Origin of the sequence: Streptomyces sp. cmx-4-9 (assembly GCF_046548835.1) — a bacterium.
Taxonomy (GTDB): Bacteria; Actinomycetota; Actinomycetes; order Streptomycetales; family Streptomycetaceae; genus Streptomyces.
Map to the genome: position 1 here is coordinate 63435 of NZ_JAEBEE010000013.1, position 15220 is coordinate 78654.

12 protein-coding genes are annotated in these 15220 nt (G+C 74.8%); 2 read left to right on the forward strand and 10 right to left on the reverse strand.

What is annotated here, in order from left to right:
* Window positions 1-189: 189 nt before the first annotated feature.
* The 3 genes from ACLJTM_RS32805 to ACLJTM_RS32815 all read right to left on the reverse strand — a co-directional run bounded on the left by ACLJTM_RS32805 (window position 190) and on the right by ACLJTM_RS32815 (window position 4472).
* Window positions 190-939, reverse strand: a complete 750-nt coding sequence (locus tag ACLJTM_RS32805) for an NUDIX hydrolase (protein ID WP_411107450.1) — start codon at window positions 937-939, stop codon at window positions 190-192.
* A gap of 69 nt (window positions 940-1008) precedes the next feature.
* Entirely contained in the window at window positions 1009-2997 is a 1989-nt protein-coding gene (locus tag ACLJTM_RS32810) for a glycogen debranching N-terminal domain-containing protein (protein ID WP_411107451.1), read from the reverse strand.
* A gap of 194 nt (window positions 2998-3191) precedes the next feature.
* On the reverse strand, window positions 3192-4472 hold the full coding sequence (locus tag ACLJTM_RS32815) for a DUF4192 domain-containing protein (protein ID WP_411107452.1): 1281 nt from the start codon (window positions 4470-4472) through the stop codon (window positions 3192-3194).
* A gap of 122 nt (window positions 4473-4594) precedes the next feature.
* Between ACLJTM_RS32815 and ACLJTM_RS32820 the strand changes: the two genes are divergently transcribed.
* Together ACLJTM_RS32820 and ACLJTM_RS32825 are read left to right on the forward strand one after the other, a co-directional pair.
* Window positions 4595-6754, forward strand: a complete 2160-nt coding sequence (locus ACLJTM_RS32820) for a RecQ family ATP-dependent DNA helicase (protein WP_411107453.1) — start codon at window positions 4595-4597, stop codon at window positions 6752-6754.
* Between the two features lie 217 nt (window positions 6755-6971).
* Window positions 6972-7601, forward strand: coding sequence for a hypothetical protein (locus ACLJTM_RS32825; protein ID WP_411107454.1), 630 nt, complete (start codon window positions 6972-6974; stop codon window positions 7599-7601).
* Window positions 7602-7701: 100 nt separating this feature from the next.
* On the opposite strand, the gene ACLJTM_RS32830 is transcribed toward ACLJTM_RS32825, so the two are convergent.
* The 7 genes from ACLJTM_RS32830 to ACLJTM_RS32860 all read right to left on the reverse strand — a co-directional run bounded on the left by ACLJTM_RS32830 (window position 7702) and on the right by ACLJTM_RS32860 (window position 15106).
* Complete coding sequence (locus ACLJTM_RS32830) at window positions 7702-8343, reverse strand: hypothetical protein (protein WP_411107455.1); 642 nt, start codon at window positions 8341-8343, stop codon at window positions 7702-7704.
* A gap of 59 nt (window positions 8344-8402) precedes the next feature.
* Window positions 8403-9113 carry a ribonuclease HII gene (locus tag ACLJTM_RS32835; RefSeq protein WP_411107456.1) on the reverse strand — a complete coding sequence of 237 codons (711 nt, stop codon included), beginning with the start codon at window positions 9111-9113 and terminating at the stop codon, window positions 8403-8405.
* A gap of 300 nt (window positions 9114-9413) precedes the next feature.
* Window positions 9414-10988 carry a DUF4153 domain-containing protein gene (locus tag ACLJTM_RS32840; protein ID WP_411107457.1) on the reverse strand — a complete coding sequence of 525 codons (1575 nt, stop codon included), beginning with the start codon at window positions 10986-10988 and terminating at the stop codon, window positions 9414-9416.
* 975 nt (window positions 10989-11963) lie between these two features.
* Window positions 11964-12881 carry an ADP-ribosylglycohydrolase family protein gene (locus tag ACLJTM_RS32845; RefSeq protein WP_411107458.1) on the reverse strand — a complete coding sequence of 306 codons (918 nt, stop codon included), beginning with the start codon at window positions 12879-12881 and terminating at the stop codon, window positions 11964-11966.
* Window positions 12882-12892: 11 nt separating this feature from the next.
* A complete protein-coding gene (locus tag ACLJTM_RS32850) occupies window positions 12893-13552 on the reverse strand; it encodes a histidine phosphatase family protein (protein ID WP_411107459.1) in 660 nt (219 codons plus the stop codon).
* Between the two features lie 72 nt (window positions 13553-13624).
* Window positions 13625-14230, reverse strand: a complete 606-nt coding sequence (locus tag ACLJTM_RS32855; protein ID WP_411107460.1) for a YdbC family protein — start codon at window positions 14228-14230, stop codon at window positions 13625-13627.
* 33 nt (window positions 14231-14263) lie between these two features.
* On the reverse strand, window positions 14264-15106 hold the full coding sequence (locus ACLJTM_RS32860) for an arylamine N-acetyltransferase family protein (RefSeq protein WP_411107513.1): 843 nt from the start codon (window positions 15104-15106) through the stop codon (window positions 14264-14266).
* Between the last annotated feature and the right edge of the window lie 114 nt (window positions 15107-15220).

Below are 15220 nucleotides of genomic sequence, written 5' to 3' on the forward strand. Positions count from 1 at the left end.
AGACCGCTCTGCGGCAGGGTGAGTAACCCCAGCAAGGTAACGCGATATGTCCGATTTTCGGCGCAACCGACCCGCTGAAATGCCCGCATTGCCCGAATGGACCGAATTCCCGCTCTCGGCGAGTGCTGCGGACGCAATGCCCTCGTGCGAGGCGGCCACCGCCACGCCGGCGGGGACTCGTCAGCCGGGTCAGACCTCCGGCCGCAGCATCGGCGGGTTGAGAAGGGTGGCCCCGCCCGCACGGAACAGCTGGGCCGGCCGACCGCCCTGACGGGTCGTCGTCCCCCCGGCCGGCACGAGGAACCCGGGGGTTCCGGTGACCTTGCGGTGGAAGTTACGGGGGTCGAGCGCCACGCCCCAGACGGCCTCGTACACCCGGCGCAGCTCGCCGACGGTGAACTCGGACGGGCAGAACGCGGTGGCCAGGGAGGAGTACTCGATCTTCGACCGGGCCCGCTCCACGCCGTCGGCGAGGATCCGTTCGTGGTCGAAGGCGAGTCCCGCTGCGTTTGCGGCCCCGTCGGCGGCGAGGAGCTCGTCGACGGGCGCCCAGCGCGCGCTGTTGGCGTCCCCGCCCGCCCGGGGCGCGGGCAGGTCCGGAGCGAGCACCAGGTGCGCCACGCTGACGACACGCATCCGCGGATCCCGCTTCGGATCGCCGTAGGTGGCCAGCTGTTCGAGGTGTGCACCGGTGCCCCCGCCGGGGACGGCGGGGTCGTGCGCGCACAGCCCCGTCTCCTCGGAGAGTTCGCGGGCGGCGGCGCCCGCCAGGTCCTCGTCCTCGCGGACGAAGCCGCCGGGCAGCGCCCAGCGTCCCTGGAACGGCTGCTCGCCCCGCCGGACGACCAGCGCACAGAGCGCATGGCGCCTGACGGTGAGCACGACCAGGTCGACGGTGACGGCGAAGGGCGGATAAGCCGACGGGTCGTAGGGCGACATGCGGCGATCATAGTCGTCTGCCTGACGATAAACAGCGCTTTCGTGACCTTGGAGGCCCGGAGGCGCAGGCTAGCCCCCCAGCTGGAGCGCATCGGCTGCCTCCTCCACCATGGCGAGGCCGAGCCTGCTGATCCGGACGGCGAACGGCTGCCCGGCAACCCGCAGGCCGGACAGGCGCAGTGCCCCGAGCGGCGCCCCGGGCAGGGGTACGAGGGCGACGGTTGCGGCGGGGGCGTCGGGCCGGATGCCGGCGAGTGCGGTCAGGGCATGGATCCCGGCCGCCGCAGCCACCGCTGCCGGCCGGCAGGCCGCCGGGTGCGGGAGCGGGGCGCTTCCCGCGGTGCGCTGCTCGGCCGCGAACATCTCCGGCAGCCGGAAGCCGAAGCTCTCGGCCGCGTCGAGCAGTCCGCGGACCAGGCCCGCGGCCTCCTTCTCGAATCCGCCGTGGGCCAGGGAGGCCACCGCGACGGCGCACTCGTACGGGCGCACCGCACCGGAGCGGTGGCCGAACGGGTTGTGGCCCGGTTCCCGGACCGCCATGCTCCGCAGCCCCCATCCGGAGTCCATGGCGGGGGCCCCGAGCAGGCGGGCGAGCTGCTCGGTGCGGGCCTTGTCCAGCAGCCCCGGAGCCAGCCGGCCGCCGCCGATCAGTCCCGTGTCCAGGAGGTGCACGGCGGCCCCCGTCAGCCGCGGCAGCGGGCGGCCGTCGGGGTGCAGGGCGGATGCCGGCCGCCCGCCGTCGGGGCCGTCGATCCAGAACCCGGCCCGGAACCGCTCGCGCAGTTCGGCCGCGCGCTCCCGCCACTCCGCTGCGCCTTCGAGGCCGCACGCCGCCAGCAGGTCGGCTCCCAGCAGGGCGGCCCGGTGCGCGTGGGCCTGGGTCTCGCACCGCCGTGGCCCCGGATCCGGGTCGGCGAGGAAGCCGTCGGCCCCCAGGGCCCCGCGCAGCCAGCGCAGGCACCGCTCGGCGGCCGGCAGCAGCCGGGCCACCTCGTCCTCGGGAAGCCCCCAGAGCCGAGCTTCGGCGAGGACCGCGGGAAAGGCGAGCGTGGCCTCGGTACCGGTGCACCCCGGCGGGAGCTGCGCACCGGCTCCCCGCAGCGGGCCGGGGATCATCCCGGCGTCGGGTCCGTGCCCCTCGCGCTGGGTCCGGGCCAGCACGCGCAGGGTGGCCGCGGCCAGGCCGGTTCCCAGCGCGAGGGCCATCCTGGCTGCCCACAGCGACTCCGCCGGCGCCAGGCCCAGCCGCCACGGCGCCCCCGCCGCCGCGTAGCCGTCGGCCGGGTCGCCGGAGTCCCGCAGCAGCAGCGCACCGAGGTCCTCGACGCTGGTCCGCAACCATGCCTCGACCCTGGGGTCGTCGGCCTCGGCGCGGGCGTCGGCCAGCGGGTTGGCCACCTGCCCGGCCGGGGCCCGCGCGGTCCGGTCCCGGGTGGTCCGCAGCTCGATGGTGCGGGCCTCCCCCGGAGCCAGCTCGAACTGCCAGCGCAGCAACCCGGCGGAGGCGAGCGCGTCGTCCGGGGCCGGTTCCGCCACCGTGACGGCCTGACCCTGCGCCGTGCTCCAGCGCAGCCCGGCGGCATGCACGGCGGCGGGCAGCTCGGGTCCGGCCCGCCCGGCGGCCACTTCGGCCAGTTCGGCCAGGTCGGTGCCGAGCGCGACCTCGACCGGGAGCCGCAGTGGGCGGGCGGCGAAGCTGCGCAACGTGATCCGTTCGGTGCCGTCGGCGTGCCGGACGCGCTCCACCCGGACGTCGGGGTCGGGGCCGGGATCGGCTCCGGTGCGGACGGTGGCGGTGAAGGCGGCCCGGTCGGATCCGAGGCTGCGGCCCTGGACCGCGACCGGGTCACGGCCGGCGATGCGCAGCATGCACCGGGAGAGGAGCCGGCGGCCCGAGCGGTATACCCCGTCCATCCCGCGCCCGGTCAGTTGGCCGTGGTCCGGCGAGATCACCAGGCAGGGCGCGGCGAGGCAGATGAGGGTGCCGTGCACGGGCGGCAGCTCGGGCCGCCGGGCGGCGGGCACGCCGGGCGGGCGGAAGGGTGCGGGGTGGGACATGGGTCGCCTTGTCTGCGCTCCGGTCGGTTCGGGCGGGCGGCGGCGCGGCCGGGCCCCCACCACCCCCCAGCTGAACGCCCCCACCCCCGCCCGGGTCACGGGCCGCGGCCAGGAGGGCCCGAGGCGGAGCAGGCGGCGCAGGAGCCCGCGGGGGCGCACCCGGCGGGTGTACGGAGCCGGGAGTGCGCGGCGGCTCACTGACCGCTCCCCGCGGAGCGCCGGGCCGCGCGGCGGCTCCCCGGGCGACCGGGACGGCCCGGCGGGCGAGTGGTCGGGGCCCTGCGTGCCTTCCGGGGTTCCCGGCGCCGGCGCTCCTCGCGCAGGCACTCGCGCAGCCCCTCGGGGTCGATGCCCTCGTTGCAGGCGTGGTGGAGGAGTTGGGCGAAGCGGTAGTCGGCGTCTGCCCGTAGCGCCATGCCGAAGGCGATCCGCGCGGTCGGCTCGTCCCCGGTGGACCAGGAGACCCATCCTGCGAGGGTGAGGGGGGCGGCCGCGTGCTCCCCGTAGGCCCCGACGCAGCGGCGGGCCAGCGCCCGCCACAGCCGCAGGGCGGGTGCGGCTTCGTCGTGCTCCATCCATTCGGCTGCGACGTCCCGGATCTCCCGGTCCTGGAGTCCCATGATCACTGCGGCGGCCTCGTCGTGGCCGAGCAGCCTGTCGTCCCGGCCGTCGAGGGCGCAGGGGCCGCCCTCGACGGGTGGTGCGAGGAGGATGCGCTGCATCAGTTCACGGGCCAGGGCGAGGGTCTGTGCGCCGACCTCCTCCCGGGTGGCGCCGCCGTCGAGGATCTTCGGGACGAGGGCGGCGGCCGCCAGGTCCAGAGCGGTCTCCATCTCCCCTGCCGCGGCGCCTGACAGCGGCGCGAGCCGCCCTTCGATCTCCCGGAGGGAGCCCCGGACCTGCAGGCCGGCGAAGGTGGCGGTGGCCGCCATGACCGAGGTGCCGACCGCGGCCAGTGGACGGCCCTCGGCAGGGCAGCAGCGGGCGTCGGGGCAGCTGTAGGACCAGTAGCGGCCCCCCGAAAGGCACAGGGCCTCCAGGACGGGCACGTCGAGCTCGCCGCAGGCCAGCCTGATCCGCTGGGCGAACGGCCGCAGCCGGGTCATCACGCGCTGACCGCTCTCGTCCCCGCGGGGGTCCTGGCACAGGAAGACGACGATGCCGTCAGGTCGGCCCGCACGCCGTTCGCTGCCGCGGACGAGGGTGTGGGCGACCTGGCGGGCGGTGTCGTCCCATTCGGCGGACCCGGTGGGAATGCCGACGCGGAGGCGGCCTCCGAACCGGCCGCCCTCGCCGTGGACGGCGACCATGACGAGGGAGTCGGTCGGGTGGAACCCGAGCATGTAGGGCAGGGCGTCGGCCAGCTCCGCCGGGCTGCGCAAGGTGATCTGCGGGCCGGTGGCGGGACCTGTGGCGCCGGTGCCGGCGGTGCCGGAACGGCCGGCAGGGGTGCGCGATTCGTGGTTGTTCGTCATGTCCCGAAGGTCCCGTGCCCGAGCGGATCCGAAAAGCCCTGTGGATAAGTGTTGACGGTTCAACATCCACAGCCCCCGAGCGGCATTGGCGCGATGTCACAGGCATCGGGTTGCATGGGGGCATGAACCCAGACCTGAGGTCCGCTGCCGACTCCGTCCTGGCCCGTCTCGTGGGCGATCCCACGGGCACCGCGCGGCTGCGCGAGGACCAGTGGCGGGCGATCGAGGCCCTCGTCGCCCACAAGCGGCGGGCACTCGTGGTGCAGCGCACCGGCTGGGGCAAGTCCGCCGTGTACTTCGTCGCCACCTCTCTGCTGCGGGCGAGCGGCGCCGGCCCCACGGTGATCGTCTCCCCGCTCCTCGCCCTGATGCGCAACCAGGTCGAGGCGGCCGCCCGGGCCGGGATCCGTGCCCGCACCATCAATTCGGCCAATCCCGAGGAGTGGGAAGGCATCCAGGCCGAGGTCGCCGCGGGCGAGGTCGACGTCCTGCTGGTCAGCCCGGAGCGGCTCAACAACCCGGACTTCCGCGACCAGGTGCTGCCGAAGCTGTCCGCCGCGACGGGCCTGCTCGTGGTGGACGAGGCCCACTGCATCTCCGACTGGGGGCACGACTTCCGCCCCGACTACCGGCGGCTGCGCACGATGCTCGCCGACCTCCCGCCGGGCGTCCCGGTGCTGGCCACGACCGCCACGGCCAATGCCCGCGTCACCGCCGACGTCGCCGAACAGCTGGGCACCGGAGCCGGCACGGACGCGCTGGTGCTCCGCGGCCCGCTGGACCGCGAGAGCCTGAGCCTGGCCGTGCTGACCCTGCCCGACGCCGCGCACCGGCTCGCGTGGCTGGCCGACCACCTTGCGGAGCTGCCCGGCTCCGGGATCATCTACACGCTGACCGTGGCGGCGGCCGAGGAGGTCACCGCATACCTGCGCCACCGGGGCCACACGGTCTCCTCGTACACCGGCAAGACCGAGAACGCCGACCGTGAGCAGGCGGAGAACGACCTGCAGGCCAACCGCGTCAAGGCCCTGGTGGCCACTTCCGCCCTGGGGATGGGCTTCGACAAGCCCGACCTGGGCTTCGTGGTGCACCTGGGCTCCCCCTCCTCTCCGATCGCCTACTACCAGCAGGTCGGCCGCGCCGGGCGCGGTGTGGAGCACGCCGAGGTGCTGCTGCTCCCGGGCCGGGAGGACGAGGCGATCTGGCAGTACTTCGCCTCGGTGGCCTTCCCGCCGGAGGAGCAGGTGCGCCGCACCCTGGACGTCCTCGCGCAGGCGGGCCGCGCGCTGTCCCTGCCCGCCCTGGAACCGCTGGTGGACCTGCGCCGGACCCGCCTGGAGACCATGCTCAAGGTGCTCGATGTCGACGGGGCTGTACACCGGGTGAAGGGCGGGTGGACCTCGACGGGCGAGCCGTGGGTGTACGACGCGGAGCGGTACGCCTGGGTGGCCCGCCAGCGGGCCGCCGAACAGCAGGCCATGCGGGACTACGCGGCCACGGACGGATGCCGCATGGAGTTCCTGCGCCGTCAGCTCGACGACGAGGAAGCCGAGCCCTGCGGCCGCTGCGACAACTGCGCCGGGGCCCGGTTCACGGGGGACGTGTCCACCACTGCCCTGGACACCGCCCGCGGCGAACTCGGCCGCCCCGGAGTGGAACTGGAGCCGCGCAAGATGTGGCCGACCGGGCTCGCCGCGGTCGGTGTGGACCTCAAGGGCCGCATCCCCGCCGGGGAACAGGCCTCCACGGGCCGGGCGCTGGGCCGGCTGTCCGACATCGGCTGGGGCAACCGGCTGCGCCCGATGCTGGCCCCGAACACGCCGGACCAGTCGGTTCCGGATGACGTCGCGCAGGCCGTCGTGGCCGTCCTCGCCGACTGGGCCCGCGGTCCCGGCGGTTGGGCCTCGGGCGCGGCCGACGCTCCCGCCCGCCCGGTGGGCGTGGTCGCCCTGCCCTCGCGCAGCCGCCCCCGGTTGGTCGCCTCCCTGGCCGCCCGGATCGCGGAGGTCGGTCGGATGCCCCTCCTCGGAACCCTCGCGTACACGGACCAGGTCCCGGAGTTCGGCCTGCCCTCCTCGAACAGCGCCCAGCGCGTCCGGGGACTCCACCAGGCCTTGACCGTGCCCCCGGCCCTGGCCGCGACGCTGGCCGAAGCAGCCGGGCCCGTGCTGCTCGTGGACGACCGCGCGGAAAGCGGATGGACCCTCGCCGTGGCCGCACGGCTGCTGCGGCGGGAAGGCGCGAAGGGTGTGTTCCCGCTGGTGCTGGCACTCCAGCCGTAGCCTCATGCGTCAGTTCCCTGGCAACGGGGCAAGGATATGAACGGCATACCGGCGAATTCCGGTCGGCGGCCTCAATTGCTCGTTGCCGCATCCTCGGGCGCCACGCGAGAATCGGAGTGCTCCCGTTCGGCTCGTCGGCACCTTCCGGGGCCGTGGCCGCGGCGCGCCCGCACTCCAGCCCTGCCCGTCCGCGGGCGCGTAACCCGAAGGGAGGACCGTGACCTTCGGATTCGCCCCGGCCTCGACCACGTCCCTGATCACCGCCGCCGGTGGCTCCGCCCGCCACGGAAGACGGCTGGAGCCGTCCGAGTGGACGGCTGCGGGCATCCCGCTCCTGCGCAATCCGCGGGAGGTCGTCAGCGGGCTGCACTCCCGGCACGGCCCGGTCCCGTCCACCGCGGTGATCGCCGTCCTCGGCCCGGAGGAACGGCTCGTGGCGAGCGCCTCCTTCGTGCAGCGGTCGGCCTCGGCGGACGGCTGGGACTACCGCAACGCCCTGCTGTCCAGGCTGCGCCGGGTCCTCCCGCACGACTTGCGGCGGCGTACCCCCGTGCGCACCGCGGTCCTGCTCTACTGCCGCGACGGTGACGAGCAGTGGACCGAGGAGGACGGTGCCTGGATGTGGGGGCTCCGGGACGCGTGCACCCTGCACGGCCTGCGCTGCGGCGCGTACATCACGCTCACCCGCGGCGGCTGGCAGGTGCTGGGTGAGGGCCGGGGCGGCCGTCAGCCCAGCTCGGAGTCGCGGCCGCAGCGCCTCGGCGACACGGCGGCGGAGTACGCCCCGTTCGCCCTCCGCACCGGCGGTGGCGCGGCCGAGGTGCTGCGCCGCACCGCCGCCCGCTGATCCCCGTACACGTACACGTACGGGCCCGGCCCGGGCGGCGGGATGCAGCGGGACCGGCCCGAGGCCGGCCCCGCCCCTCGCCCCGACCGGGTACGGGGCGTCAGACGCCCGCGCCGAGCACGGAGTTGATCTGCTGCGGTTCGCCGCAGACGATCAGCAGGGCACCGGCACGCGCGAGCGCGGCCGGCAGCACCTGCGCGGGCGACCCGTCCGGTCCGCCGTTGGCCGCGAGGACCACGACGGGACGGCCGGCAGCGCGCTGGACCTGCGCCGCGTCCGCGTAGAAGACGTCGTCCCCGGCATCGTGCAGAGCCCAGTACGCGGCCTCGCCGAAGGACAGTTCATGGGCGGCCCACGGGTGCGGGTCGCCGGTGGTCAGCACCAGGATGTCGCCGGGCGCGCGCCCGGTGTCGAGCAGCAGGTCGACGGCCTCCTCGGCCGCGTCGAGCGCGCCCTCCGCGGAAGCCGGGATCAGCTGGATCTGGGGAACCGCCGCCGAGACGGACGGCGCTGCGGGGGCTGCGGGAGCAGCGGGAACGGTTCCGGTGGCGGCCTGCGGCCCACGCTGCGCGGGGGGTGCGGGCCGGACGGGACCGGGGCGCCCGGGTCGCGGTACGGCGACGGGACGCGGACCAGGTACGGGGCGGGGGGTCTGCGCGGTGCGGCTCGCGGCCGGCGTGACGCGGGGACCCTGGGCACTCTCGGGAATCTGAGGCTCCTCGATGGCGATGGTGAGAGGCATGAGTTGACATCTTTCAAACACCGGTACGAAACGTACCGGCTGGTGGCACATGGGTGCGATCAGAAATCGAAGCCGAGTTGGCCTCCGTTTTCCAGCTCCGCCGCTTCCTCGCTGCGGCGCACCTTCTTCAGGTGGCGCCACCGGGGCAGGGCGTCGAGGTAGGACCACGAGAGCCGGTGGTACGGGGTGGGCCCGCGGTGCTCAAGTGCCGCCCGGTGTACGGGAGACGGGTATCCGGCGTTGGCCGCGAAAGCGAAGTCGGAGATTCCGTCGACGTGTCCGCCGAGTTCGGCCATCATCCGGTCCCGCCGCACCTTGGCTATCACCGAGGCGGCTGCGACGGCGACGCAGGACTGGTCGCCCTTGATCACCGTACGGACCCGCCAGGGCCCGCCGAGGTAGTCGTGCTTGCCGTCCAGGATCACCGCGTCGGGCCGCACCGGCAGGGCGCCCAGGGCGCGCTGCGCGGCGAGCCGCAGGGCGGCGGTCATCCCGAGCTCGTCGATCTCCTCCGGGGAGGCGTGCCCGAGGGCGTGCGCGGTGACCCAGTCCTCAAGGACACCGACGAGGGCGTCGCGGCGCTTGGGGGTGAGCAGTTTGGAGTCGGTGAGTCCCTCGGGCGGCCGGCGCAGGCCGGTGACCGCCGCACACACGGTGACGGGACCGGCCCAGGCCCCTCGTCCGACCTCGTCGACCCCGGCGATGACCTTGGCGCCGGTGGTTGCACGGAGGGAGCGCTCGACGGTGTGGGTGGGTGCTTCGTACGGCATGGCGCCAGCAAGGTTACGCCGCCCCGCGCCGCCTGCACACCCCGGCCCCGCTCCGGGACCGCGCGGGCCGGGGCGCGGGGCGGTGCCCGCCTCGCCCGGCGCGGTGAAGCCCGGTCGCAACGGAGCAGCGCGTTCACTTCCGCACACACTCCTCCGGCGCCCTCGAAGCCGAAACTTCGGCAGCAAGAACGCCTGGCGACAGGGAAAAGAGAGAGATGAGCGGCCCGACAGAGAGCCGGACCGCCTCCGTCCCCGTGCAGCTGCGAAGAGAGCTGACCCGGGCGCGCGCGGGGCCGCCGGTCAGTACTCGATGCGGCTTCCGAACGAGCCCAGGCGCGAGCAGACCTCGTAGGGGGCCGTCACCGGCCGTTCGCGCAGGATCTCCCGGGCCCGGTATTCGCCGAGGCTCGTGGCGTACCAGGGGGTGTCACCCGCCGCCGACAGCTCGTCGTTGATCCCGCGCAGGGCGCAGGAACGCTTCGGCTCCGGCAGCCGGTCCAGCGCGGGCACCGCATCCGCCGACAGGGACTGGAAGTAGGCCAGGTCGATCTTGCCGGTCTCCTCGAAGCGCGCCACGTTGCGTTCGGCGACCATCCCGTCCGGCGAGAGCAGGCCGAAGACGAGGACGGCGCCCGCAGCGCTGCCCACGACGGCGCGCGGCAGCCAGCGCGCGCCGAACACCCCGGCCGCCACGATCAGGACGATGACCAGCCCGAGCCACAGCTCCATGGCGGCCACCGACACCCGCAGCTGGGTCAGTCCGTACGCGTCCACGTACAGGTCCATGCGGCGCAGCGCCGAGGCGACGACCACCAGCGTCAGGGCGCACAGCACCCCGAGCACCACCCGTACGAAGCGCCGGTCGCCGGGCTTGCCGCGCGGGGCCCAGCGCAGGGCCAGCGCGATCACCGCGAGGGTGAGCAGGGTGGCCCAGAGCAGTTGCCAGAAGCCCTGCCGGGCGTACTCGGCGTAGGTGAGGTGGGTGCTCTTGAGGACCTTGTCGTAGCCGCCGAACAGGACGGCCAGTTGGACGGCGTTGAATCCGGCGAAGAGCAGGTTGAGCAGGATCAGCGGAAGGGCCCATTCGATCCGGGACCGCGGCGTGCCGGGCGCGACCTCGATCCGGTCCCAGCGCAGCGGGGCGGCAGCGGCGCGGGCAGCCGTCAGGGCGACGAGGGCGCCGAAGAGGAAGAGCACGATCCGCAACGGACCGTCCACGAGGGAGATGTCGGGCATCAGGTCGCCGAGCAGATCGGCGAAGGCGGCGTCGGCGGAGGAGAACAGCGTCCCGAAGAGCAGCAGCAGGCCGACGGCCACGGCCGCCGCCTTGGCGACGGGCAGCCAGCGCTCCTTGCTCCCGCGGCCGACGGCGTGCAGCCCGGACCAGGCCCAGCCGATGCCGGACACGGCGGCGTCGGCGAAGCCGAGCGGGCTGAGCAGGACCCCCGGCCAGGTACGGCTGCCGTGCAGGGCCAGGGCACCGAGCAGGGCGGTGCACAGGATCGCGAGGGTGGAGGGCCACGCGGAGTCCCGCAGGGCGGGTATGACGAGGAGCGCGGCGCAGCCGGCCACCCAGGCGAGGGTCCACGGCCTGGCCTTGCGGTGCGCGGCGCGGGCGGCGGTGAAGGCGGCCGCCATCGCGGGCAGCGCGGCCAGGGCGAGACCCGGGCCCATGCCGTCGCCGAGCAGCAGCGCGAAGGCGAGTCCGGCGACGAGCGCGGCCACGAGGGTGGCGGCCCGGACGGGAGCCGGAGGTGCGGGGCGCAACCGGCGGGTCCACGAGGGCCGCGCGGCGGCGGCCTGGGCGGCGGCGCGCTGCCGCTGCTGGTGCTGGTGCGCCTGCCAGGCGTGCCAGGCGGCGGCGTCGGCGGGCATCCCGGCTGCGGGGTGGAATCCGGCGGGTGCGGGTCCCGGCGGGGCATGCAGCGGAGCTCCGGCTCCGGCCGGCTTCGCCCCGGCGGCTGCGGCGCCCGGCGCACCCGGATCGCCCGCGGGGGGGGCAGCGCCCGCGATCGGGGCGGCGGGGGCGCCCGCGCCCGGCGCACCCCGAGCGCCCGCGGGGGCGGTTGCAGCAGCAGGAACGGCGCCCGCAACGGGACCGGCTGCGGCAGCAGGAGTGGCGCCCGCGACCGGCGCGGCTGCGGCAGCAGGAACGGCGCCCGCGCCCGGCGCGGCTGCGGCAGCAGGAGCGGCGCCCGCCAGGGGGGTAGGGCCCGCGACCGAGGCAGCGGCGGCGTCCGCAATCGGGGCGGCGGGGGCGGCCGCCGATCCCGGCCGCGCCGGGACGGCAGGATCCGCGCCGCCGGCCGGTGCGGTGCCGGCCGCCGCAGTGCCGACTGGCGCGGTATCGGCGGGCGCGGTATCGGCGGGCGCAGTACCGACTGGCGCGGTACCCGCCTGGCCTGCGGTCGGGGCGGGCGCAGTACCGACTGGCGCGGTACCCGCCGGGTCGGTACCGGCCGCCGCAGTGCCGACCGGCGCGGTATCGGCGGGCGCGGTACCGACCGGCGCGGTACCCGCCGGGCCTGCGGTCGGGGCGGGTTCCGCGGCCGCCGGTTCGCTTGCGGACGGGTTCGGAGCCGCTTCGGCGGACCCCGTCGCCGCGCCTGCTTCGACTTCGACGCGGTCCGCCGCGCTGCCCGCGGAGTCCTCCGCGGCCCGGGCGCCGTCCGGCCCGTCGGTGTTGCCTGACATCGGGTTCCCCTCCCCTGTCGGCCGCCTCCGGCGTTCCGGTGGAGGCGGCGAAGCGGACAGAGTAGGCCTGTGACGTGGGGTTTCAGCCGACGGCAGAGGCGCCTGTGTCAGGACCGTGACAATCAGCGGCGTTCGCCCGCGCCCCGGGCGAGGGGGTCAGTGCGCGGGGGTCTCCGGAAGCCACGCGGGCAGGGCCTCGGTACGGGCCAGCCAGGCGGCCGGGAGCGCCTCGTCCCCGCGCGAGCCCAGGACGCCGCCCATGATGGCGCAGGTCGTGTCCACGTCCCCGCCCACCTGCGCGGTGGTCCAGAACCCCCGCTCGTAGTCGTCCAGGGCGCGGGCCGCCGACCACAGGGCGAACGGCACGGTGTCGTGGGCGCTGGTGCGCCGCCCGCAGCCCAGGACGGCCGCGACCGTGGTGGCGTCGCCGTAGTCCAGCATGTCCCGGGCCCGGCGGAGCCCGGCGCCCACGGCACTGCGCGGAACGAGGGCGATCACACCGTCCAGCAGGTCGGCGGCCTTCGGCGGGCCCGCCGTAGCGGCTGCCAGCGCGGCAGCGGCGGCGACGGCCATCGCCCCGCACACGGCCTCGCGGTGCTGGTGGGTGGTGTAGGCGGAGATCTCCGCCTGGTGCGTGGCCTGCTCGGGATCGTCGGCGTACCAGGCGCCGAGGGGGGCGATGCGCATCGCGGCGCCGTTGCCCCACGAGCCCTGCCCGTTGAAGAGTTCGGCGGCCAGCGTGCGCCAGTCGGCGCCTTCCCGGATCAGTCGGAGCATCCGGTTCACGGCGGGACCGTAGCCGCGGTCGACGTCGTGGTGGTGGGCGAAGGAGGCGGCGAGCGCGTCCTGGTCGATGCGCCCGTGGGCGGCGAGGACGGCCACCACCGAACAGGCCATCTCGGTGTCGTCGGTCCACTGCCACGGCTCGGTGCCGGGGGGCAGCTCGCGGCGCTTGAGGAGCGGGTAGTTCGCGGGGACGAAGTACTGGGAGCCCAGGGCGTCACCCAGGGCCAGGCCGCGGAGGCTGGCCATGGCGCGTGCATAGCGCCGTTCGGGAGAGGAATCAGGGGTCATCGCGGGTCACTCTAGCCGTCCAGGTCATAAGGCTCGGGTGTGGTCCAGCGCTCAAACGGGCGGTCCATCCGGTACCGGCCGTCGGGGCCGAGCATGAGCACCCGGTACTCGCCGTTCCCCGGGTTGGACAGGGCCTCGAACTCCGCCACCGACCAGTGGAACCAGCGCATGCAGAACAGCCGCATCGTCAGCCCGTGCGTCACGAGCAGGACGTTCTCGGGGTGGTCGGCGGCTTCGAAGCTGCGGTAGAGGCTCTCCAGGAAGGAGCCGACCCGGTCGTAGACGTCCGCTCCCGACTCGCCCTGGGCGAAGCGGTAGAAGAAGTGCCCGTAGGCATCGCGGTAGGCCTTCTGCAGGCGTACGTCGTCCCGGTCCTGCCAGTTGCCCCAGTCCTGTTCGCGCAGCCGGGGCTCCTCGCGCATCCGGACCCGTGTGGGGTCCAGTCCCAGTCCGCGGAAGGTCTGCAGGGTGCGCCGGTACGGCGAGACGTACGCGCTGATGTGCTCCTCTCCGAAGAGCCGCCGCAGCCGTTCGCCCGCCTCCGCGGCCTGCTCGCGCCCGGTGCGGGTCAGCCGCAGGGCGTGGTCGGGCTCCCGTTCGTAGACGGTGTCGTCGGCATTGCCCTCCGATTCCCCGTGCCGGACGAGGACGATGCGCCGTGGTCGAACCATCCCCCGACCTTATTCGGCCATCCGCAGCCCCGCCGACCGGGCACGCCGATCACCCGGGCGCTCATCGTACGGTCATACCGTCCAGGAGGGTTCGAGGTCGACGACGTCGCCGGTGAGGGCCTCCACGTCGGCCTGGATCTGGGCGCGCAGCGAGAGCCGCTCGACCCGCTCCTGCCGGTACTTGCCGTGCTCGGCGGCCGCATGCCACATGGACAGCACCAGGAACTCCCGGCCGGGAGCCTCGCCGAAGAGCCCGCGGACCATGCCGGGTGAGCCGGCCATGGCCGGATTCCACACCTTCTCCTGCATGAGCGCGAAGTGGTCGACGCGGCCCTCGCGCACCCGGGTGTGCGCGACCCGGACGACGTCGGCATCGGTGAAGCGGGGCTCGAAGCCCGTCTTCACGTCGAAGCGGTGGTCGAAGAGGGTGGCGCGCAGACCGGTGTGGGTGCCGTTCTGTGCGGCAGCCAGCCGGTCGTGGGAGCGGGCCATGAAGGAGTCGTAGAAGGAACGGCTCTCCCAGAAGGTGAAGACGTGCGCGACCCCCTGGCGGCCCCGGCTCCAGCCGCCGCCCTGTCCCCGGAATCCCGGCTCGCCCGGCAGCCCCGCCCATTTACGCTGTCCGCGCTCGAACCCGCGTCGGTCCGTCACCGTGCAGCGAATCCACTTGACCAGCACGGCGCCATCGTACGGGCCGCGCGCGGCCGTGGGTCAGTCCTCGGCCCGCTGGATCCGCACCAGTTCCGCCGCCTCCCGATCGGGCAGCCGGATCCCGAACTCCTGGTCGAGGACGGTCAGCACCTCTTCGGGTCCCACGTCCTGCCGCTCGACCCGCCCGTCGGGGTGGAGGCGGGTGAGCTCCCTTCCGATGAGCGCCCGTCGGCCGCGGACGACGTCCCCGGGGCCGGGGTGCTGGACGATGGCGCGCCCGAGGAAGGCGGACCGCGGGTGCGTGGAGCTGTAGTGGTTCAACAGGACGTAGTCGACGGGGTGGTAGTGCTGCGGGGAGAACGCGTACAGGTCCCGCCAGGCGCCGCCGCGCAGCAGGCGGAGCGCGAGGACGCCGTGCTCCTCCTCCCGGACGCGGTAGGTCCACCCGCCCTGGAGCACCGGCTCTCCGGGCTGCCCCAGGGGGACGGGCTCGCAAGGGCCCTGGTAGCCGAAGCCGGCGTCGCACAGCCAGGGTTCACCGTCGACGGTGGCGACGAGGACGGCATGGGTCACCGGCGTCAGGGAGTCGCCCCGGGTGCGGTTGCGGGCTCCGCGCCCGGTCACCTCGAAGCCGATCCGCTCCAGGGCAGCGGCCAGCAGCGTGTTCTGCTCGTAGCAGTAGCCGCCGCGGCCCCTGCGCACGAGCTTGTCCTCGACGGCCTTGACGTCCAGCGCGACGGGGCGGCCGAACAGCACGTCCAGGCTCTCGAAGGTGATGGCACCGGTGTGGGCCCGGTGCACCTCTTTCAACGTGCGCAGGTCGGGGCGCAGTTCCCGACGGTCGCCGGCATGGCCGATCCGCTCCAGATAGGCGTCCAGGTCCAGCTCGTCACCGCTCCACATCGCTGCCACTCCCCCGTCGTCCACCGGCAGGGCCGGCGGTCACCGGCCCCCGCTCAATGATCAGCACGCCGCCGGGCCGGTGCGCAATGCCGTCCCCGGCCCGTCTCGCGGAGC

Excerpts from the sequence above, each read along its gene's own strand:
- ACLJTM_RS32830 (WP_411107455.1), bottom strand. The coding sequence starts at position 8,343 with ATGCCTCTCACCATCGCCATCGAGGAGCCTCAGATTCCCGAGAGTGCC.
- ACLJTM_RS32845 (WP_411107458.1), bottom strand. The coding sequence starts at position 12,881 with ATGACCCCTGATTCCTCTCCCGAACGGCGCTATGCACGCGCCATGGCC.
- ACLJTM_RS32815 (WP_411107452.1), bottom strand. The coding sequence starts at position 4,472 with ATGACGAACAACCACGAATCGCGCACCCCTGCCGGCCGTTCCGGCACC.
- ACLJTM_RS32850 (WP_411107459.1), bottom strand. The coding sequence starts at position 13,552 with ATGGTTCGACCACGGCGCATCGTCCTCGTCCGGCACGGGGAATCGGAG.
- ACLJTM_RS32840 (WP_411107457.1), bottom strand. The coding sequence starts at position 10,988 with ATGCCCGCCGACGCCGCCGCCTGGCACGCCTGGCAGGCGCACCAGCAC.
- ACLJTM_RS32810 (WP_411107451.1), bottom strand. The coding sequence starts at position 2,997 with ATGTCCCACCCCGCACCCTTCCGCCCGCCCGGCGTGCCCGCCGCCCGG.
- ACLJTM_RS32820 (WP_411107453.1), top strand. The coding sequence starts at position 4,595 with ATGAACCCAGACCTGAGGTCCGCTGCCGACTCCGTCCTGGCCCGTCTC.
- ACLJTM_RS32860 (WP_411107513.1), bottom strand. The coding sequence starts at position 15,106 with ATGTGGAGCGGTGACGAGCTGGACCTGGACGCCTATCTGGAGCGGATC.
- ACLJTM_RS32835 (WP_411107456.1), bottom strand. The coding sequence starts at position 9,113 with ATGCCGTACGAAGCACCCACCCACACCGTCGAGCGCTCCCTCCGTGCA.
- ACLJTM_RS32805 (WP_411107450.1), bottom strand. The coding sequence starts at position 939 with ATGTCGCCCTACGACCCGTCGGCTTATCCGCCCTTCGCCGTCACCGTC.